The following is a 21,313-nucleotide window of genomic DNA, read 5'->3' as shown; positions in this document are numbered from 1 at the left end:
TGTTATACACCAACATCGTTGTATCCTTGAACGGCCTGTTCTACTCTGTTTTTACTTTACTGTTGTATTCGCGAACAATGTCAAAGTTGCTGTCTTGTGATTTCACATAACCTTCATGAGAGTAAATGTCTTTGATAATCTCATGGCCTTCTGTGTCAGCTGCGATATCAATGAATGCCTGCTGGATTTTTTCAATCCATTCTTTATTCATATCTGAACGGACCGAAATCGTATCGTTAGGAATTTTATCAGTAAAGGCGAGAACTTGAGTATCTTCAAATACTTTTGGATAATCCTTAACGACCGTGTTCCGGGCATCTTGGAAAATAGCTGCTGCATCTACGTCACCATTCAGCACAGCAAGCACGCCTTGATCATGACCTTTAACCGTAATGGCTTGTACATCCTTCAGCGGATCAAGTCCCGCATCCATAAGCGTTGCAGCCGGCCATACAAATCCTGCAGAGGATGTAACGTTTTGATAGGCAATTTTTTTACCTTTCAAATCGGCAACCGATTTGATCGCAGAATCTTTCTTGACGATAATCATAGATTTATAGAAATCCGCTAATTCATCTGTTGGACCACCGGTTTCATCATTTACACCAAAACGTTGAGCCTGAAGAATAACCTCAGCTGCTCCTTTTTCTTTAGCTAACACGTAAGCAGTTGGAGGAAGGAAACCTACATCCACTTTTTTAGAGGCCATAGCTTCGATAACGGTGTTGTAATCAGTAGAGACACTTACTTCTACAGGAATACCGAGCTTGTCACCCAGTAATTTTTCAAGAGGTTTCGCTTTAGCTTCGAGCGTATCTGCATTTTGAGAAGGAACAAATTGTACAGTAAGCTTCTCTGGAACATAACCCTCTGCTACAGGAGCTGCCGTTTCCTTCGGTGCATTTGCCCCGTCCGTCGATCCTTGGTTTGCATTATTTGTAGTGTTGTTAGCGCCACAACCACTAAGCAATGTAATAGACATCATTAGCGGCAATACGAATTTACTGATTTTTCTCAAACGAAAGACCTCCACTGTTTTCTATTTTTATTTTTGAGTACTTCTAAACTATAGATGTGTTTTATTAAATCAATAGCAACCAAGCATCAAATATATGTAAAATTTATTCCAATCTCTTAAAGTTAGCAATTTATCTGCTAGAATGAGGTCTGAACTTATTATCAGGAGGGGCTACCTATGAATAAAGAGAATTCAATAACCTGTGAAATCCTCGTAACAAGTGATCTACATGGACATTTTGGGCCCGTCGATTACCGCACGGGGGAGAAACGACCAGCAGGCTTAGCAACAATTGCTACCCTCATTAAACAAGAAAGATCCCATACTCCTGAGCTGATCCTTATAGATAACGGCGATCTTATTCAAGGCACACCGTTAACTTATTATGCAGCTACACATTATAGTAATGAGCTGAATCCGGGCATAGCTGCACTAAATGAATTGAAATATGACGCTGCAATTATTGGCAACCATGAATTCAATTTTGGCAAAACTCTGCTGAATAAAGCCGTTCAGGATTCCCGCTTTCCTTGGTTATCAGCTGGAATTATAGATAACACGACAAATCAACCCGCCTTTGGTAAACCCTATATCATCAAATGGGTAGATAAAATCAAAGTAGCCGTTCTAGGGGTTACGACGCATTACATCCCCCACTGGGAGAACCCTAGCCATATTGAAGGGCTTCAATTTGAGGATTCGCTAGAGACTGTAAAGCATTGGTGTGCCATTATACGGGCAGAAGAGCAGCCTGATCTGCTCGTTGTAGCTTACCACGGCGGATTCGAACGCGATCTAAGCAGTGGAGAACCTGTAGAGAGACTAACGGGGGAGAATCAAGCCTACGCCATGTGTACAGAGGTAGAGGGCATAGATGTGCTAATTACCGGACATCAGCACCGCTCCATAGCTGGGAAGTTGAACGGTGTTACAATCATACAACCTGGTTGTAATGGACTTTCCCTCGGTAAAATTTCAGTTATCTTCCAAAAAGAAAATACACACTGGAAGATTCAGCGTAAACATGCCGAGCTCCTTACCGTTAATGAGACAACAGCTGCAGATGAAATAATCCTAGAGCTGAGCAGTACTCTTGAATCAGAAACACAAACCTGGCTGGATGAGAGAATAGGAACGGTTATCGGGGACCTGTCTATTTCCAGTGCTGATGAATGCCGCTTGGCTGACCATCCTTTTATAGAATTTATGAATAAGGTACAAATGGAGGCTGCTGGCGTAGACATTTCTACAGCAGCCTTACTCAGTAACGATTGCAAGGGTTTCAGCGAAACCATCACACGCAGAGACATTTTATCGAACTTCATTTATCCCAACACCTTAACCGTCCTAAGACTGACAGGACAAGATATTAGAGAGGCCTTAGAACAAACCTCTAACTATTTCCAACAAGACGAGAACGGAATAATAGCCGTTAACCCCGCCTACATCGAGCCTAAACCGCAGCATTACAATTATGATATGTGGGAAGGAATACAATACGAGCTTGATACCGCTAGACCTGCAGGCGAAAGAGTCCTCCATCTGCTGTACCGAGGACAGCCTATAGAGGACTCTAAGGAATATGAGGTTGTTATGAACAATTATAGGGCTAGCGGTGGCGGAGATTATGAGATGTATAAGGGTAAACCGATTGTTCAAGAAATTATGATCGACATATCTGAAATTGTCACGGACTACATTGAAAAGCATGGCCAAATTGAAGCTACCTGTGACCATAATTGGAGAGTTGTTTAGGCTTTAGCGATGAACACCCCAATGTCGCTCTCTATCAGCTTCAACGCACTTCTCCAGAAGTCGATGGAGTGAACATCTATATCCATTGTTTGTGCTACATCAACAATATTATGTTTGCTGGTATCCCTAAGGAACTGGTGATACTTAGGGGCGAAATCTTCGCCCCTCTTTAAATATTCCGCGTACAGCCCTTTAGAGAATAACAAACCAAAGGAATACGGGAAATTCAAAAATTCATTACTAGCCATAAAATATCCAGCTTTGTTCATCCACATGTACGGATGGATTGTACCCGGGTCAATGCCCTCACCATAGGCTTCCACCATACAGGCAATCATCAATTCATTTAGCTCTTGAACAGACAGCGGGCCTAATGCTCTTCTCTCATATAATTTGATCTCAAATAAATAACGGGCATAAAAGTCTACAAGATAATAACCGGCATCAGAAATACTTCTCTCCAGAATAAGCAGAGCTTCCTTCTCCGTTGAATTTGTAATTATGGCATGGTTCACTATCGTCTCACAAAAAATCGAAGCCGTTTCAGCAATCGGAATCGGGTAATCCGTATTCAGCATCGTTTCATTAGCCAGACAGGAGCTATGATAGGCATGGCCGAGCTCATGGGCAAGGATACTAATATCTATGGCATTTCCGGTGAACTGGGTCATAATTCTGCTCTCGCCAATCGGAAAAATATCAATGCAGAGTCCATAACCTCCTTTGCCTGATCTAGGTTCTGCATCAATCCATTGCTGATCAAAAGCCTTCTGAGCAAAACCAGCCAGTTCCTCACTAAAGGTTGCGAAGCTCGCGATGATTGTATCTTTGGCGTTAGCGTATGTAATTTTCCCGTTTTCTACACCGACTGGTGCAAAAATATCGTAAAAAGGCAGCTTTGCCGGATGTCCCAGCAGCTCGGCTTTCTTTTGATAATAGGTATGAAAGGCTGGCAGGCTCTCCCCAAGAGCAGTGAGCATAGCTGCTAAAGTCTCACTGTCCATTCTCGAAGCGATTAACACTTTTTCCAGCGAAGATTGATAACCCCGCATGCCATAAATCGTCAGCGCCTCACCACTAATGCCATTTAAGCTGGCTGCGCAGACCTCAGCTATAAGACTACAGGCTTCTGCCTCTGCTTCATAAGCAGCTTTTCTTAAGCTGGCATTATTCTCATAAGCCATACTTCTTAGCTCCGCAAGTGTCACTTGTCTAGTTTCCCCATCCACCACTAAATCTGCAAGTGTACTTAAAGTCCTCTCCATATACAGTCTGCTCCATGCTTTGGATCCTGTACTCTGCATTTTGGCTATAGCCATTTCAAGTTCTTCGCTTAACTCATAGCTGGACTGTAACAGGAGTTCTCGCAAATAAAATTGATGCTCCATTAGATAAGGGGAGCTAACGATAAGCTCATCCATATGATCACAAGTGCTAAACCAGCGCTTAAAAGCCACAACTACCCCAATGATTTCTGAATTGGCCTCCTCAATATCATCAGCAAGATTCATGGCTTCCTCGCAGCAACTATCTGCGCTGAGTGTTAACTCTGCATAAGCTAACAAGCATACATATATGCTTTTATAATCATTATAAATTCTTAAAAAGCCCTCCACAGGCATGGCTGTAACGTCTTTTACATTCAAATGGTGCTTAGCCCACCGCTTTAAATCTTGTACATGCTGGCCCAGTAGCTTGCGATCCCTTTTTAACTGCTCCGATTCAAAGGAAGGATATAAACTATCTAAGTTCCATGTCATATTCATCCGCAAATCTCTCCCCCTTCGATTCCTGTTCTTCTAAGCATAATCCATCCGGCCAGAAAAGTGCATCGACATAATGTACTTCTTCTCTTCTTTCACAAAAAAAGGACCCTGCCAACGTCCGGCAGGGTCAAAGTCTATATTATAAGGGGGTTATGTGATTACTATAACCCTCTTAGCTTAAAATAATATGAATAGTAGATAAAGATTGGCTTAATCTCCGAACCCTATTGACTTAAGGTTGAAGGATTCACTCTAGCCTTGTTAATCTGAATTCCCACATACACGATAAGGAACAACACCATAAACCCAGCCGAATAACGATACATTATCCCATAATCAGTTGCTGCCGAGATTGCCCCCAGAATAATGGCTCCGCTGGCTACACCCAAATCCGTTGAGTTATAGAACATACTGTTGGCCATACCATATTGTGCAGGTGTTGAGGTGCGAAGCATCCAAGCCTGGATCGTTGGCTGAATAGCGCCGAAACCAAGTCCATATAGCAAAGCGGAAACGATGAGCATTGGCATAGAGGTCGTATAAGAAAGCACAGTTAAGCTTGCAACGACGCAAACCGCCGCCGGGATTAGGACAGAAGCTGGTCCTCTTTTATCAAATAATCTGCCGGAGATAGGTCTTATAATGATGATCGTAACCGCATTAAATAAAAAGAACAAACCCACTTGCTCCAGATGAACTGATTCGCCGAATAAAGCGATAAAGCTTAGCAATCCCCCGTAGGTAATTGCCAACATGACATTTAGAATGGCAGGCAATACTAACTTTGTATTAAACGGAACCTTGAGAGGTTTGGTGGATTCGCTTTGATTTGGGGTAGGCTGTTTTTTCGGTTGCGCAGGAAGTGAACGAGAAAATAAAAGTACTGGAAAGGCAAGAAGTAAGGTTACCATACCGATCATAGACAGTGTTCCAAATCCCGAATGCTTCATCACATTCAAGCCAATCATTGGACCGATCGACATCGCCAGGCTGGTAGATAAACCGAAATAACCTATCCCTTCACCCATTCTTTTGCTCGGAATAATCTGCGAAACAATCGTTGGAATAATCGTGCTGGCAATCCCGAATCCAATCCCATAGCCCACACGCATCAGCAGCAGCGAGCCAATGGAATCTGCTACAACATAAAGGCCGGTTATAGCGGCGGCAATTGCTAAGCCAATATATAATAATACATTGCGGCTAACCTTCCGCATCAGGAAAGCGGTCATAAAACGTGAAGCGATCGCAGTTAATGCAAAGACGCTGGTAACGAGGCTGACCATAATATCTCCGGCCTGAAATTCGCTTTTTACGTAAGACGGAAATGAAGATAACAACATCTGTAAATTCATAAATAAAAATAAAGCACTAATCGTTAAAGCAATAAAAGATTTGGTCCATAATTTCGTACGTAGTTCTTGTTGTTCTAACATAACTTGCCTTCCTACTCTCCATCTGTTATTTGATCTACATGATTGTTTATTCTTAGCAGCAATTCCATGAGCAACTCATATTCCTTACTAGAAATACAGTTCATAATCTCTTCTGTTACTTTATCTTCAATAGGAACGGTTTCCTTCACCAGAGACCTTCCTTTTTCCGTAATATAGACTTTAAAAGAACGCCGATCGTTCTCGCCGGTTCTTTTGTAGACCAGTCCCTTTCCCTCCAAATGATCCAGAATTCGCGTTGTAGTTGGCTTATCCTTACCAGAGCGTTTAGCGATATCCTTCTGAATCAGACCTTCCGTTCTGTCAATATGAAAAAGGACTGACCATTGCTCCGGTGTTATATCATGTTCTTTCAGCCCATTTTGAAATAACATGCTTAATTTACGGTAGGTCGTGCCCATCATAAATCCTAACGTAAGCTCGGATTGGTTATGCTTTGTCGTCATGATCGTATCCCTTCTCAATTAACACTGTTTTAATAGTTGCTTAAACAATTATATTCCTAACAACTAATTTTGTAAAGGTGAAGCAAAACTATGAACTAACTATTATAAAGTTGCTTGACAAAGCACACTATGTGCGGTATTATTATCTCATCTTAAAGATACTTAACTTAAAGACAACCAGAGTTTACTACTCTTGAGATAAATAATTTTTAAAGGTTGTGTACTTCATGGGATTTCTAGACAAACTATTTGGTAGAACAAAAATTGAGGAGGAACAAACAATGTCAAAATTAAACATCGGTATTATTCTCGGAAGTACTCGTCAAGGTCGTTTAAGCCCGCAAGTAGGAGAATGGGTTAAAAAGATTGCGGATGCACGCGGGGATGCTAATTATGAGATCATAGATATTGCAGACTTCAAGCTTCCACTATTGGGTGAGGCTGATGCAACTGAACAAGCAACAGCTTGGAACACTAAACTTGCTACGCTAGACGGTTTCGTATTTATCGTACAAGAATATAACCACAGTATTTCTGCATCACTGAAAAATGCGCTCGATTATGCCCGTGAAGCTTGGAATAATAAAGCAGCAGGTATCGTAAGTTATGGTTCTGTAGGCGGCGCTCGTGCAGCTGAACATCTACGTGGAATTTTGGGAGAACTATCTGTAGCAGACGTTCGTGTACACCCTGCGTTGTCACTGTTCACTGATTTCGAGAACGGAACTGTGTTTAAACCAGCGGATCTGCATCTTACCAATCTTAATGGGATGCTAGATCAAGTCTTGGCTTGGAGTGGCGCATTGAAAACTCTACGTTAAGATAGAACGCCTTACCCCTCTGTTATGTTATGAAGTACACCCTTTAGAATAGACATTCGATAAACCTATGGTTTGTCCGGTCGATTCTAGAGGGTGTATTTTTTATGTGTGACGAAATGAGCACCCTGTGTAGAATCTAATCTGGTATAATCGGCGGGGATTTTAATCTACAGCAAGGAGCAATGATTATGTGGTTTATGTTTGCATTATTAACAGCCTTCGCTTGGGGAGGGGCTGACTTATTTTATAAAAAGGGGACCGATAGTCAGGATCGGTATAGCCATATTAAGATTGTCATTATCGTGGGGATAGTCATGGGTATTCACGCGACAGCTTATATGCTCATTCAAGGATTGACCTTTGATCCTATGGACTTAATCCGATATTTCCCTGTGTCTGCACTCTATATCCTGTCGATGGCAGTTGGTTATATTGGACTTAGATATATTGAGTTATCCATTGCCTCCCCCGTACAAAATTCATCTGGCGCTGTAACGACGATATTATTATTTATCTTTTTCACCCATGAGCTAGGGGCGCTTGAAATCGTTGGTGTTGCCGTTATCACCTTGGGCATTATCGGGATCGCCATCTTGGAAAAGAAAGCAGAACACCAAGCGCTTCAAAAAAGTGCCGCACAGATTGATAAAAAATATCAGATGGGTGTGATCGCCATCATTTTTCCAATCCTATACTGCCTAATCGATGGACTTGGCACCTTTGCCGATGCTATTTATTTGGATGAACTTAGCCTGATTAGTGAAAAAGCAGCTCTGCTCGCGTATGAATACACCTTCTTTATATGTGCCATCTTGTCTTTTACATACCTGAAATTTTTAAAAAAGGTAAAGTTCAACCTATTTAAAGAACGGGATAAGGGCTTCGCAGCCATTCTGGAAACGACCGGACAATTCTTCTACGTATTTGCTATGTCCAGCAACGCGATTATCGCGGCACCACTTATTGCTTCATACAGCATTTTTTCCGTAATATTATCGCGAATCTTCCTCAAAGAAAAACTAAGCAAGGCACAATATGCCGTTATTTTCGTTGTGATTCTAGGGATTGCTTTGTTGGGGGTTGCGGACGAGCTGTAGCTTCGGTACACAAAAAGACCTGCTAAGTAGGCTTCATTGCTTACTAGCAGGTCTATTCTATAGTTGCTTATTCTGGCCTATCTATTGTAAAAATCTCTCCAAGGGTTGCGTAATTATTTCCCGCCAAACGGCTCACAGCGTTTAGAACTCTCGGGTCAATACGCCCCTCCTGATAGATCAATTCATCGATATGGAATTGAACAATTTCGCCAATAAACAAGTCACTCTCAGGTTCTTCGCCCCCTAGCGGGATTGCTTGAACAAGCTTGCACTCCATCCGCACCTTCGCTTCCAAAACGCCAGGCACAGCTACACTTGTACTTTGAATCTGTGTAAGATTCGCCAATTCAATTTCACTTTCAGAAGCAGGTAATGTGGCTGCAGTCTGATTGATCTTCGCAACATTCTCCTCATCTACAATATGCACAACAAACTGTTGATTATCGTAAATATTACGGGCTGTATCTTTTAAACGCCCTGCTGGTCTTTGAATAGCCAATGAAACCATCGGAGGATTAGACGAAACGATATTAAAATAGCTAAACGGTGCACCATTTAAGAGACCCTCTTCTGATTGTGTTGTGACAAAGGCTATAGGTCTAGGAATAATAGTGCCAATCAATAATTTATAATTTTCCCGCTCACTGTTGTGCTTTGGATCAATTGAAATCAATCTCCTCAGCTCCTTCTTCACTCTTTCACGAAGTCGATCGTACTTCTAACGGTATCAATAGGACGGACTAACTTCTCAATTTGCTCACGTTTAGGTTCCAAGAAAGGTGGCAAAGAAAGCTTCTCGCCAACGGTTTCATATTCCTCATCTCCCATAAATCCAGGCCCATCAGTCGCAAGCTCAAACAATATTTGTGGTGCAACACGTGTATACAACGACTCGAAGAAGTGACGATCTACATATCCTGAAGTTTGGAATCCAAAGCCTTCAAAACGCTCTGTCCACTCGTCCAGCATCGCACGATCCTCTACACGGAATGCAGCATGGTGAACAGTCCCAAAACCTTGGCGTGAATTCGGTAAGAACTCATTATGCTCTACAATAATTTGTGCACCGTTTCCGCCTTCGCCAACTTCAAATAAATGATATGTCTCTTCCTGAGCGATTTCTTTAAACAACATCACTCTTTCCAATACTTCTTTGAAGTAGTTGAAATCAGCAATTCGTACAAAGATCGGTCCCAAGCCAGTTATTGCATACTCCAAAGGGATAGGTCCTTTTTGCCACGGTGTACCTGATATGACACCTTTATTCAATTCATCTGAAATAAGTTGATACTGCTGATCATCAAAATCTACGAAGAATAATGTCTTTTTGCCGAATTGCTCTTTAATGCCGGTATGCTTCACTTCAAGCCGATCAAAACGCTTAACCCAGTAGTCTAATGCAGCATCTGTTGGTACCCTGAAGGATGTCTTCGCAATCTCGTTAGTTCCATGAACACCCTTAGGGATGTTAGGAAAATCAAAGAAGGTCATATCTGTTCCGGCGCTGCCCTTATCATCTGCAAAAAACAAATGATACGTCTGAATATCATCTTGATTGACTGTTTTCTTCACTAGACGCATACCTAATACGTAAGTAAAAAACTCGTAATTTTTCTCTGCGCTGCTTGTGATGGCTGTAACGTGGTGAATCCCTTTTAAGTTTCTCATTGTTATACACTCCTAATGTTTAGTTGATTTTGACTCGTAATATAATTCCCAAGAATAAGAAGGTTTAGTTTAATTATCTTAATGTTAAGATATCACTTAAAAAAAGATCTTTTCTACTGTACAAGCTCTTTGGTGGATACCATCGAGATTTTTTATCTTCACTTTAAATATCTTTAACTTAAGATAAGTTTAGCACTGAATCTGTAGGAAGTCAACGCTTTGAAGCTTTCCATATAAAAAAAGCTCCACACAAGTTCAATAAACTCTTATGAAGCCGGGATATTTTATATCATCTCATTAGGTTAAGTTATGATGCTGAGTAATGACCGCTGCTTGGCTTTGATGATCCATCTTATAACATATCAAGGTAATCACACATGCCAATATTGCCAGAATGGCAGCAGCTACAGGAAGAGAGATTAATCCTCCATGCCCGGCAACCACTCCACCGATCGCAGACCCGCCTGCAATTCCCAGGTTTGAGGCTACTGGATTCAAGGAAGCAGCAAGATCCTTCGTTTTTGGTGAGAACTGCTTAGCTAAGTCAATCAAATAGAGCTGCGCAGGTGCGCTCACAATACTCGACATCATGGCCAGAGCCATTAGCACAATCATTCCTAGAATGGAAACAGATGCGGTCATACTAAAGATAACATAGACCACAGCTTGGATAAGGAATACGAATCTCAGCTTACTAACCGCATTCCCGGTCGCAACTTTGCCACCAATCCAGTTGCTGACAATCGTGGCAATCCCGTAGGCAAACAGCACGCCGCTAACCGAGCTTTTAGGAACATTCATGACTTGCTCCAGTATAGGTGTAATGTAAGTGTACATCACAAATACGGCTCCCACTGCGGTAACCGGAATGAGAAATGCAAGAATAATGCGGCCGTTTGTGAGCAATCCGATCTGATCTTTGAGTGAGCTAGGCACAGGTTTCGGTAATTGGCGTGGAATATAAATATAATTTAGAACTATGGCAACTCCAGCTAATATCCCATTCAGAACAAACGCTGCTGGCCAATTAAAAAACTGCCCTACAAAAGTACCGATCGGCACACCAAAAACATTCGCAATAGCAAAACCACTCAAAATTGTAGCAATCGCTTTGCCTCTCTTCTCCTGATCAACCGCTTCATTCGCTACCGTAATGGCTACAGAAAGAACAAAGCCACATAGTATGGCAGTAACTATTCTAGTCACCAGCAGCATACTGTAAGTTCCAGTTACAGCACTCCACAAATTCAGCAGCAGAATCAATACAAGTGATACAAGAATCGTAATCCGTTTCGGAACACGGCTGCACAAGGACATCATAATTGGTGTGCCAATGGCATAAGAAATCGCGAAGCCAGATACCAAGCCCCCGGCTGTCGCAAGCGTAACTCCGAGGCTTGAGGATATTTCAGAGAGTAAACCAACAATAATATACTCCGTCGTACCCAGAATAAAAGCCATAAAAGTAAACGAGAAAATCAATGCGTTCTGACGTGTTGTTTTCATGGTGCTCTCCATCCTGTTTATCTCTATTTTTATATGAACATACCTTACTCATAATAATCATTTAGACTATATTGAGCAATCCTATTTTTCATAAAAAAAGAAGCTTCCCACAAGTTCAAAGAACTCATGAGAAGCTTCTAGTTTAAGCCGGTGGCAAAATAATTAAGGTAATGACTTGTTCCTCGGAATAAGATCTGGCTGTTCCAGGTCCATCCGCATCGGCTTTGAACTTAATGAGATAGGTCCCGGGTGCCGGCATCACTTTATTATGAAGTTCAAAAGCGATATCCGAAACACCTATGTTACTTCCTGTGAAAGTTAACGTATGCCCATTATTGCTAATTTGATCACTCGTCGGATGTGTCCATCCACTAATGGTATAATAGTCGTTTGTGGTAAAGATCATGCCTTCCAACGTTACCTGAATTTCAGCATTCGTAAAGCTTTCTCCGGAGAAAAAGTCGAAGCGAATGCGCGATTGTGTAGAACCCGTTATCAGTTGTTTTGTTTTTGAACCGCCGCCTCCGTCAAAACCATATATAGAGCTAGTAACCGTAGGTGTGGTCAGAACACCATTAACAAGCTCAATCGTAACCACATGTGCAGCGTCCTTCGCTGATTCATTATTGGATGAATCCTTAGCGGTAATCACGAAAGTATACGTTCCTGCGGTTAGATCCCCAATATTGGCCGCACTCACAGATCCATCTGCTGCACTAGTGCCTAATGCGATGGCTGTTCCTAATTCGTCGGCATCTACTTCACCGTTCTCATTCGCATCCGTCCACAGGTAGGCTTGTACCGCTGCTCCTTGCTCCCCGATGGCTCCCGCTAACCCGCGAAGCTGATCTTGTGTCCCGTTGTAGTTGTCGATCGCCTCGAACTTGGCTGCGTCCACTACCGGTGCAGTCGTATCCGGAACTTCGTTTTTGCTTAAGGTCACCGTAACCGCATGTGCAGCGTCCTTCGCTGATTCATTATTGGATGAATCCTTAGCGGTAATCACGAAAGTATACGTTCCTGCGGTTAGATCCCCAATATTGGCCGCACTCACAGATCCATCTGCTGCACTAGTGCCTAATGCGATGGCTGTTCCTAATTCGTCGGCATCTACTTCACCGTTCTCATTCGCATCCGTCCACAGGTAGGCTTGTACCGCTGCTCCTTGCTCCCCGATGGCTCCCGCTAACCCGCGAAGCTGATCTTGTGTCCCGTTGTAGTTGTCGATCGCCTCGAACTTGGCTGCGTCCACTACCGGTGCAGTCGTATCCGGAACTTCGTTTTTGCTTAAGGTCACCGTAACCGCATGTGCAGCGTTCTTCGCTGATTCATTATTGGATGAATCCTTAGCGGTAATCACGAAACGATACGTTCCTGCGGCCAGATCCCCCATATTGGCCGCACTCACAGATCCATCTGCTGCACTAGTGCCTAATGCGATGGCTGTTCCTAATTCGTCGGCATCTACTTCACCGTTCTCATTCGCATCCGTCCACAGGTAGGCTTGTACCGCTGCTCCTTGCTCCCCGATGGCTCCCGCTAACCCGCGAAGCTGATCTTGTGTCCCGTTGTAGTTGTCGATCGCCTCGAACTTGGCTGCGTCCACTACCGGTGCAGTCGTATCCGGAACTTCGTTTTTGCTTAAGGTCACCGTAACCGCATGTGCAGCGTTCTTCGCTGATTCATTATTGGATGAATCCTTAGCGGTAATCACGAAACGATACGTTCCTGCGGCCAGATCCCCCATATTGGCCGCACTCACAGATCCATCTGCTGCACTAGTGCCTAATGCGATGGCTGTTCCTAATTCGTCGGCATCTACTTCACCATTCTCATTCGCATCCGTCCACAAGTAGGCTTGTACCGCTGCTCCTTGCTCCCCGATGGCTCCCGCTAACCCGCGAAGCTGATCTTGTGTCCCGTTGTAGTTGTCGATCGCCTCGAACTTGGTACTTTCAACCACAGGTGCATTTGAATCTGAATTACTGCTATGCTCACTTTGCGAAGACGAAGACCCTCCAACAACAGGAGTAGGCACTGTTACCGGCTCTTTACTCGGTTGAGCAGTTGGGGTGGAAGCGGGCTGCTCAGTGTTTCCGTTCTCCTTAAACTTCAGAAACTTAGAAGCTACTAGAGCTACGGCCTGACGATCTACTTTGGCATCAGGATTAAAAAAATTATTATATCCGGTAATCAATCCATATTCCACAGCGGCAGCTATAGAATCCTTAGAATAATCAGCAATTTGGCTACTATCAGCAAATTGCAAAGTTCCAGCTTTACCCGTAGGATTAACTCCCAATGCTCTCACGAACATGACGACCATATCCTGACGTGATAAATTTTGCCCCGTACCGAAAAGATTACTGCCTGTACCCTTAATCAATCCGGCTTTGACAGCCGCCTCCACATAGCTGTATGCGTAGTTACTTGTGGGAACGTCCAGAAAGGTTGGCAGTGCAGGAGGGTTCGAAACATCCAGCTTTAATGTCTTTGCTAAAATAATTGCAAAATCCTGCCTTGTAATATTCGACGTAGGATAGAACTTACTCTCTCCAACACCGGTCACTATCCCCTGATCGAATAGCTCAACAATCGCTTTCTTTGCATATGAGCCATCAATATCAATAAAGGAAGCAGCTGCCGATCCTTTGGTCGGCATAATGATAGGGCTTGATAATACAGCAGCAGCCAATATAGAGCTTATCCATTGCTTTTTGTTCACTTGCTTATCCCCCTGTTCTTTGGATGCGTTATGTCGTTTGTCTATAATCGATTCGTTAACACGATTCGACTTTATATTACAAACTTTTCATCTACAGGATTATAACAAGTATCAATAAACAGATTATAAACAAATAGCCATGGACGAACATTCTCATATCATTGATTCTGTGCATCAAACGAGAAAAAATGATACTATGTATGATGGGTATAGGACTTTGCTATCCTTATATCGTTTTTATATATTACAACAAGAGGAGATAATATGAGTAACGAACAAAACTTTTGGCTTGATTTACCGAAGCCGTTTTTTATATTAGCACCCATGGAAGATGTCACAGATGTTGTATTTCGTCACGTCGTTAGTGAAGCTGCAAAACCCGACGTATTTTTCACAGAATTCACAAATACAGAAAGCTATTGTCACCCTGTAGGAAAAGACAGCGTACGTGGTCGATTAACGTTCACAGAAGATGAGCAACCGATTGTCGCTCATATTTGGGGTGATAAACCCGTATTTTTTGAACAGATGAGCATTGATATGAAAAAACTTGGTTTTCGTGGTATCGATTTAAACATGGGATGCCCAGCACAAAACGTCGCATCGAATGGAAAAGGTGCTGGATTAATAAAACATCCTGAAGTAGCAGCAGAAATTATTCAAGCAGCAAAAGCAGGCGGATTGCCGGTTAGTGTTAAAACAAGATTGGGTTACTCTGATGTTGACGAGTGGCGCGATTGGCTGGGACATATATTGAAACAAGATATTGCCAATCTTTCCATCCACCTTCGTACAAAAAAAGAGATGAGTAAAGTAGAGGCACACTGGGAACTAATCCCTGAAATAAAAAAATTACGCGATGAAATTGCTCCAAATACGTTGTTAACTATTAATGGAGATATTCCTGACCGCGCAACAGGATTAAAATTAGTAGAACAATACGGCGTTGATGGAGTCATGATTGGCCGCGGCATTTTCACCAATCCATTTGCCTTTGAAAAAGAACCTAAAGAACACAGCGCGAAGGATTTTCTCAATTTACTTCTTTTACAGTTGGTTCTTCACGATAAATATTCAAATGAACTTGAGCCACGTTTATTTAAACCACTTCTTCGCTTTTTCAAAATCTATGTTCGTGGATTTAGAGGTGCAGGCGAACTAAGAAACCAATTAATGGATACAAGATCAACTGATGAAGTACGTCGTTTAGTAAAAACTGTTTTAGAGCAAGATTTAGATTAAATTATACCCACAAAAAAATGAGAGACCTCTCAAAAGTTCAATGAACTTATGAAAGGTCTCTCATTTTTGTACTATGTGGTTAAACGGTGTTTCCTCTCAAGGAAACTCATCATCGAATTGCTTCGATAATGATTTCCTTACATCATGCCGCCCATTCCACCCATGCCGCCCATATCTGGCATGCCGCCGCCTTTTTCAGGCTCAGGCTTGTCAGCGATAACAGCTTCAGTAGTCAAGAACATAGCAGCTACGGATGCAGCATTTTGCAGCGCGGAACGAGTTACTTTAGCAGGGTCAACGATACCCGCTTCGAACATGTTCACCCATTCACCAGTAGCAGCGTTGTAGCCGATACCTACTGCTTCTTTTTTCAAGCGGTCCACGATTACGGAACCTTCTTGACCAGCGTTAGCTGCGATGGTGCGAATTGGCTCTTCCAACGCGCGAAGCACGATGTTAACACCAGTTTTCTCGTCACCAGTTACGTCTACAGCAGCAACAGCGTTATATACGTTCACAAGAGCTGTACCCCCACCGGATACGATACCTTCTTCAACCGCTGCGCGTGTTGCGTTCAGGGCATCTTCGATGCGAAGTTTGCGCTCTTTAAGTTCAGTTTCAGTTGCAGCGCCAACTTTGACAACGGCTACGCCACCAGCCAATTTAGCCAGACGCTCTTGCAATTTCTCTTTGTCGAACTCGGAAGTTGTTTCTTCCAGTTGAGCACGGATTTGGCTTACGCGTGCATTGATGTCCGCTTTGTCGCCGCTTCCGTCTACGATTGTTGTGTTTTCTTTAGTTACGCGTACTTGACGTGCGTTACCCAGTTGTTCAATGGAAGTGCTCTTCAGATCAAGACCGAGCTTCTCAGTGATCACTTGGCCACCAGTCAGGGCAGCGATATCTTGCAGCATAGCTTCACGACGGTCGCCAAAGCCAGGAGCTTTAACAGCAACAGCGTTGAATGTTCCACGCAGTTTGTTCACGATCAGCATAGCTTGTGCTTCGCCTTCGATATCTTCAGCGATAATAACAAGCGGTCTAGCTTGTTGAACGATTTTTTCAAGCAATGGAAGAATTTCTTGAGTGCTGCTGATTTTTTTATCAGTGATCAAGATGTATGGATTCTCCAAAACAGCTTCCATTTTGTCTGTATCAGTAATCATGTACGGGGAAATGTAACCACGGTCGAATTGCATACCTTCTACTACTTCAAGCTCAGTAGCGAATCCACGGGATTCTTCAACAGTGATAACACCGTCTTTACCTACTTTTTCCATAGCTTCAGCGATCAATTGACCTACTTCATCGTCAGCAGCAGAGATAGCAGCTACTTGAGCGATAGCTTGGGAATCTTCGATAGGCTTAGCTATTTTTTGCAATTCTTCAACAGCTGCACGAACCGCTTTGTCGATACCTTTACGGATAACCATTGGGTTAGCACCAGCAGTTACGTTCTTCAGACCTTCGCGGATCATAGCTTGAGCCAGAACCGTTGCAGTTGTAGTACCGTCACCGGCTACATCATTAGTCTTAGTAGCAACTTCTTTAACCAATTGAGCACCCATGTTCTCGAATGCATCTTCAAGTTCGATTTCTTTAGCGATCGTTACACCATCGTTAGTGATGAGTGGGCTACCAAATTTCTTCTCAAGCACCACGTTGCGGCCTTTTGGTCCAAGTGTAACTTTTACCGCGTTTGCCAGAGCATCTACACCACGAAGCATAGAGCGGCGAGCTTCTTCACTGAATTTAATTTCTTTAGCCATTGTGTAATTACCTCCTAGAATTTTTTGTATATCCTATTACTTTAAGTAGTTTAGATTTAGCTTATGATCGACTCTTGCTTAGTCAAGAATCGCGTGAATGTCGCTTTCTTTCATAATCAAATATTCTTTACCTTCATATTTGATTTCTGTTCCTGCATATTTAGAGAAAAGAACACGGTCGCCTTCTTTAACTTCAAGCGCTACACGTACTCCATCTTTCAAAGCTCCGCTACCTACTGCGATAATCGTTCCTTCTTGTGGCTTTTCTTTCGAGGAGTCCGGAAGCACAATCCCGAATGAAGTTGTTTCCTCCTGCTCGCTCGGTAGCACCAATACGCGTTCACCTAATGGTTTGATCATGAAAAAATAGCCTCCTTTAAAATTATGTTATTTTGCTTCAAAACATAGTTTAGAACTTACGGGCCAAACTTAGAATTCTGTGATGTTCTTGAAAAATATCAATGGAACCCTGCTAATCTCCAGCCCATCTCCTATTTTTCAAGAGCGTTAGCACTCAACAGCGTGCAGTGCTAACAACAATTTTTATGATACTCAACTTGAGCCCGGATTTCAAGTCTTTTTACACAAATTCGTATTAGTTTTCGCAAAAAAATACGTTTCAATGCTTGTCCAAGCACACACTCTATTACATTGTATCCACGGGTTTTGAAAATATGCGTAGGATTCCAGCGCTTTCCTCTCACCCCTTATAAATATGAACGTTGCTAGAATGGTTAGACCTTTGCATCTAATGATCCTGATCGATCGATAACAATTACTTATTAAGTGTATTCAATCCAACTAATGAAATCAACTTATAGCAAAAAAGCTACCACATTCGTAGAAAATCTACTAAGCGGCAGCCTCTCTCCTCACTCCTGCTTCTGAACATAGCGTTCATCCCGTGCCGCGTCCGCAGCAAGTTGCTTGCGATAGACAAATGCAGATAAAAATACACTGAACTCATACAAAATGAGCAGTGGAATCGTCACCAGAAAGTCTGAGATAAAATCCGGGGGCGTGATAACTACAGCAATAAAAACAAGCGTGAAATAGGCGTACCGACGCATTTTACGCAAGCGTAGCGGGTTGAGAACTCTTAGTTTGGTCAGAAACATCACCAGCAATGGAAGTTCAAACAGCAAGGCCAGCGGCAATACCAGGCTGAACATGAAGTTAAAATACTGTGCAATCCCGTAGGTCTCTTCCAGTCCCATGCTTCTGGTAATTGAGATCGTGAACGAAAGTGCCATTGGAAAAACAATATAATAAGCAAAAGAAAGACCGATAAGGAAAAGAATAAACACATAGGGAACATAACGAAGTGTCGCACTTCGCTCCTCCGGCCGCAGGCCCGGACTGATAAATGCCCACAGCTGGTAGGCAATAAACGGGACAGAAATCACTAGCGAAACGGCCATCGCGATCTTCATGTACATCCCAATGCCATCCCAGAATGAGAATGCATGCAGAACAAAACCTTGCGCCAGGTCCGTGCTAATCAAATAATCGTAAATGGGCTTTGCACAAAATAATCCGCCTATTAATCCAAGGACAAATACGATTAACACATAAATAATCCGTTTGCGCAGCTCGGTGAGATGATCCACCACCGACATTTCTTCCGATTTCAGAGACATCCAGACACCATCCCATGACAAGAGTAAAAAAGATAACACTAACTTTCTTCAAAGCAGTGTCCGTTGCTGCGGAAAGCAAAGAAAAAGGGGCGTCTCCTCAAGTCTAGTAGACTCCTGAGATTGCCCCATTGAAAGATCTTCTATTATTCCGGCAGGCGTTTGTCCTGAGGAATATCTGCAGCGACCGTTTGCGGGGCCGTCGGCACAGGAGCTTCGCTCTTCTTCACCGGTTCATTATCCCCGATGATTTCACGCGCGCCTTCCTTAAATTCACGGAAGGTTCGTCCAACTGCACGGCCTAGCTCTGGCAGTTTATTTGGGCCAAAGAGCAGAAGTGCCAGTATGACCAACAAAATAATACCAGGAGTACCAATTCCACTAAACATTATTATTCCTCCTTGTCCACCTGTCCGTTCATGGTATCGTTTACTTTAATTTAATAATACCATAACTTATGTCACAGTTACATCCACTTTCTTCTATAAATAGATTATCATTGTGACGTGACAAGAAGATGACAAAGGGTTATTGGCGGTATTGGCCAGTTACCATGAGTAGTGCTTCCGGTAATTGATCCATAATAGCTGCCAGATTCTCATGAACACCCTTCGGCGTTCCAGGTAAATTGACAATCAACGTGCGACCGCGAATGCCGCATATCCCACGAAAAAGCATAGCTGCACGGTTTTTTTGCATCACTGTACTGCGCATAGCTTCTGAGAGCCCAGGCACTTCCCGTTCTACCACTCGCCGAGTAGCGTCCGGGGTCACATCACGAATTGCCAGATCTGTGCCTCCGGTGGTCAGTACCAAATCTGCCTGAAAATAGTCCGTCAGTTCAATCAAGGCTGCGATAATCTCATCTTGTTCATCGGGAACGATTCGATATTCAATGATCTCGCCACCTAGTTCCTCTTCCACCAGCTCCCGAATAACCTGGGCGCTCGTGTCTTCCCGTTCACCCCTGGCCCCTTTATCACTGGCCGTTAGGATTGCTGTCTTCCACGCCATAGGTTTGTCCTTCCTCTCTATATGTATAGTTGGCTGTACAGTTCAGCCTGCTCGCATCAGCGCTTCAATTAAAAGCAGCTGATAATTATTTGAGCGCATAATCTCCGTTCTTGCCCCCGCTCTTAGATACCAGAAGCGTCGGTCCGATAATCATATCCTTCTGAATAGCCTTACACATGTCGTACACCGTTAGTGCTGAGGCAGAAACAGCGGTTAAAGCCTCCATCTCTACTCCGGTTTTTCCTGTAGTATGGACTGTTGCTTCTATATAAAGTTCATCTTCGCTGTTATCGGAGAAGCTGATATCAATACCGGTAAGTGGCAGCGGGTGGCACATCGGAATCCAGTCTGACGTCTTCTTAGCCGCCATAATCCCGGCGATCTGCGCAACAGCAAGGACATCACCTTTGCTGATCTTGCCACTCTTAATGGCGCTCAGCGTTCCAGCAGCCATCTTGATCATACTCCGCGCGACAGCTGTCCGCTTCGTGATCTCCTTCTCACTCACATCCACCATACGAGCTCTTCCCTGCTCGTTGAAATGGGTCAATTCCATGGCTCACTCTCCTTTTCGGCAGTGCACTATACCATTTTCAGTAATCAGCATGTCCATTAAAGCGTCATGCTCATCCATCGGCACCCTTGGAACCAACTGCATGCCGTAAGCTAACCCGATCCATATCGGGGGCTGTGCGCTAACGTACCCGGCTTTCTCCCAAGACGCACGTAGCCGGTCATAGTATCCTCGACCGTAGCCAAGCCTGCCGCCCTGAAGATCAAATGCTAGCCCTGGTACGAACACAACAGCAGGTAGCTTAATCTCTTCAATCTCTAATAAATCTCTGCTGGAGACAACAGGTTCATGGATACCATAAGCCCCCGGCTCTAAATCGCTCCATGCATTCACCGCGTGGACACTCATTTCACCGCTTGCTGGAATTACACGCGGCAACAGCACCTTACGCTGATCTTTCCACGCCTGTGTGATAAGTGGGCGGGTATCAAGCTCTGAACGAAAAGACACATAGGCCATTAGTGAAGTTATACCCTTCGTCTCCAGCCACTCCAATGCATAGTGGCAGACTTCAGATGATAGTTTACTTCTCTGGTCCGAAGACAGCTCGTTTCGGGCGATGGTCTTCTCCGCTCGTAATTGTTGCTTTACTTTGGAGATCTCCGACTCCTCGCTGGACATTGTCGGCCTCCCCCTCTTATTCATCCCTAGCTTATCCTTGTTTGTAAATCCAGTTTACCACTCTTCTCCCCGGTTCGCCAAGGTGGATAGAACTGTGTTATCGGACTAGGTCGTTATTCCCTCCTTACATTAGATCGAACCCTCGCTTGGGAAACGCTTTTCATGTAAACTATAGAATAAGTTGTTCATACGGCTGAGGG

19 protein-coding genes are annotated in these 21,313 nt (G+C 43.4%); 4 read left to right on the top strand and 15 right to left on the bottom strand.

The genetic code is table 11. The annotated features are described in order from the left end of the window. Positions 1 to 40 precede the first annotated feature (40 nt). Complete coding sequence (locus NSQ66_RS05060; protein ID WP_038568963.1) at positions 41 to 1,018, bottom strand: phosphate/phosphite/phosphonate ABC transporter substrate-binding protein; 978 nt, start codon at positions 1,016 to 1,018, stop codon at positions 41 to 43. Positions 1,019 to 1,195: 177 nt separating this feature from the next. Between NSQ66_RS05060 and NSQ66_RS05055 the strand changes: the two genes are divergently transcribed. Next, a complete protein-coding gene (locus NSQ66_RS05055) occupies positions 1,196 to 2,773 on the top strand; it encodes a bifunctional metallophosphatase/5'-nucleotidase (RefSeq protein WP_339279618.1) in 1,578 nt (525 codons plus the stop codon). Here the strand turns inward: NSQ66_RS05055 and NSQ66_RS05050 are convergent. The 3 genes from NSQ66_RS05050 to NSQ66_RS05040 form a co-directional block, all read right to left on the bottom strand. Next, positions 2,770 to 4,539 carry a M3 family oligoendopeptidase gene (locus NSQ66_RS05050; RefSeq protein ID WP_339279617.1) on the bottom strand — a complete coding sequence of 590 codons (1,770 nt, stop codon included), beginning with the start codon at positions 4,537 to 4,539 and terminating at the stop codon, positions 2,770 to 2,772. The genes NSQ66_RS05055 and NSQ66_RS05050 overlap by 4 nt on opposite strands. 224 nt (positions 4,540 to 4,763) lie before the next feature. Next, complete coding sequence (locus tag NSQ66_RS05045; protein ID WP_339279616.1) at positions 4,764 to 5,975, bottom strand: MFS transporter; 1,212 nt, start codon at positions 5,973 to 5,975, stop codon at positions 4,764 to 4,766. Positions 5,976 to 5,986: 11 nt separating this feature from the next. Continuing rightward, positions 5,987 to 6,439, bottom strand: coding sequence for a MarR family transcriptional regulator (locus NSQ66_RS05040; protein WP_076145539.1), 453 nt, complete (start codon positions 6,437 to 6,439; stop codon positions 5,987 to 5,989). A gap of 281 nt (positions 6,440 to 6,720) precedes the next feature. Here NSQ66_RS05040 and NSQ66_RS05035 point away from each other — a divergent pair, with 281 nt between their 5' ends. Both NSQ66_RS05035 and NSQ66_RS05030 read left to right on the top strand, forming a co-directional pair. Continuing rightward, positions 6,721 to 7,260 (top strand): NADPH-dependent FMN reductase, encoded by a 540-nt coding sequence (locus tag NSQ66_RS05035; RefSeq protein ID WP_036676495.1) that lies wholly within the window; start codon positions 6,721 to 6,723, stop codon positions 7,258 to 7,260. A 188-nt stretch (positions 7,261 to 7,448) separates the two neighbouring features. After that, entirely contained in the window at positions 7,449 to 8,357 is a 909-nt protein-coding gene (locus NSQ66_RS05030) for an EamA family transporter (RefSeq protein WP_339279614.1), read from the top strand. 67 nt (positions 8,358 to 8,424) lie between these two features. Here NSQ66_RS05030 and NSQ66_RS05025 read toward each other — a convergent pair whose 3' ends face one another. From NSQ66_RS05025 to NSQ66_RS05010, 4 genes are all read right to left on the bottom strand, one after another. Further along, a complete protein-coding gene (locus NSQ66_RS05025; RefSeq protein ID WP_339279612.1) occupies positions 8,425 to 9,030 on the bottom strand; it encodes a flavin reductase family protein in 606 nt (201 codons plus the stop codon). Between the two features lie 17 nt (positions 9,031 to 9,047). Next, positions 9,048 to 10,025 (bottom strand): ring-cleaving dioxygenase, encoded by a 978-nt coding sequence (locus NSQ66_RS05020; RefSeq protein WP_339279610.1) that lies wholly within the window; start codon positions 10,023 to 10,025, stop codon positions 9,048 to 9,050. A gap of 297 nt (positions 10,026 to 10,322) precedes the next feature. Next, a complete protein-coding gene (locus tag NSQ66_RS05015) occupies positions 10,323 to 11,531 on the bottom strand; it encodes an MFS transporter (RefSeq protein ID WP_076104713.1) in 1,209 nt (402 codons plus the stop codon). 142 nt (positions 11,532 to 11,673) lie between these two features. Continuing rightward, a complete protein-coding gene (locus tag NSQ66_RS05010) occupies positions 11,674 to 14,256 on the bottom strand; it encodes an S-layer homology domain-containing protein (RefSeq protein WP_339279609.1) in 2,583 nt (860 codons plus the stop codon). A gap of 264 nt (positions 14,257 to 14,520) precedes the next feature. Here NSQ66_RS05010 and NSQ66_RS05005 point away from each other — a divergent pair, with 264 nt between their 5' ends. Continuing rightward, positions 14,521 to 15,498: a tRNA-dihydrouridine synthase gene (locus NSQ66_RS05005; protein WP_076141788.1), complete on the top strand. Its 978-nt coding sequence runs from the start codon at positions 14,521 to 14,523 to the stop codon at positions 15,496 to 15,498. A gap of 137 nt (positions 15,499 to 15,635) precedes the next feature. Here NSQ66_RS05005 and groL read toward each other — a convergent pair whose 3' ends face one another. The 7 genes from groL to NSQ66_RS04970 form a co-directional block, all read right to left on the bottom strand. After that, positions 15,636 to 17,267 (bottom strand): chaperonin GroEL, encoded by a 1,632-nt coding sequence (gene groL, locus NSQ66_RS05000; protein ID WP_036676504.1) that lies wholly within the window; start codon positions 17,265 to 17,267, stop codon positions 15,636 to 15,638. A gap of 78 nt (positions 17,268 to 17,345) precedes the next feature. Then, on the bottom strand, positions 17,346 to 17,627 hold the full coding sequence (gene groES / locus NSQ66_RS04995; RefSeq protein ID WP_036676506.1) for a co-chaperone GroES: 282 nt from the start codon (positions 17,625 to 17,627) through the stop codon (positions 17,346 to 17,348). Positions 17,628 to 18,139: 512 nt separating this feature from the next. Further along, the gene (gene tatC / locus NSQ66_RS04990) at positions 18,140 to 18,907 is read right to left on the bottom strand and encodes a twin-arginine translocase subunit TatC (RefSeq protein WP_076099398.1); all 768 of its coding nucleotides are present in this window, start codon (positions 18,905 to 18,907) and stop codon (positions 18,140 to 18,142) included. A 143-nt stretch (positions 18,908 to 19,050) separates the two neighbouring features. Then, complete coding sequence (locus tag NSQ66_RS04985) at positions 19,051 to 19,293, bottom strand: twin-arginine translocase TatA/TatE family subunit (RefSeq protein WP_036676510.1); 243 nt, start codon at positions 19,291 to 19,293, stop codon at positions 19,051 to 19,053. A gap of 139 nt (positions 19,294 to 19,432) precedes the next feature. Then, on the bottom strand, positions 19,433 to 19,918 hold the full coding sequence (locus NSQ66_RS04980) for a MogA/MoaB family molybdenum cofactor biosynthesis protein (protein WP_036676512.1): 486 nt from the start codon (positions 19,916 to 19,918) through the stop codon (positions 19,433 to 19,435). 85 nt (positions 19,919 to 20,003) lie between these two features. Then, positions 20,004 to 20,474, bottom strand: a complete 471-nt coding sequence (moaC, locus tag NSQ66_RS04975) for a cyclic pyranopterin monophosphate synthase MoaC (protein WP_076099399.1) — start codon at positions 20,472 to 20,474, stop codon at positions 20,004 to 20,006. A gap of 3 nt (positions 20,475 to 20,477) precedes the next feature. Further along, positions 20,478 to 21,113 (bottom strand): 5-formyltetrahydrofolate cyclo-ligase, encoded by a 636-nt coding sequence (locus NSQ66_RS04970; protein WP_076137219.1) that lies wholly within the window; start codon positions 21,111 to 21,113, stop codon positions 20,478 to 20,480. Positions 21,114 to 21,313: the final 200 nt, after the last annotated feature.

Origin of the sequence: Paenibacillus sp. FSL H3-0329 (assembly GCF_037963285.1) — a bacterium.
Lineage (GTDB): Bacteria > Bacillota > Bacilli > Paenibacillales > Paenibacillaceae > Paenibacillus_AQ > Paenibacillus_AQ odorifer.
The sequence above is the reverse complement of the archived record's forward strand: the minus strand, read 5'-3'. Positions and strand labels throughout refer to the sequence as shown.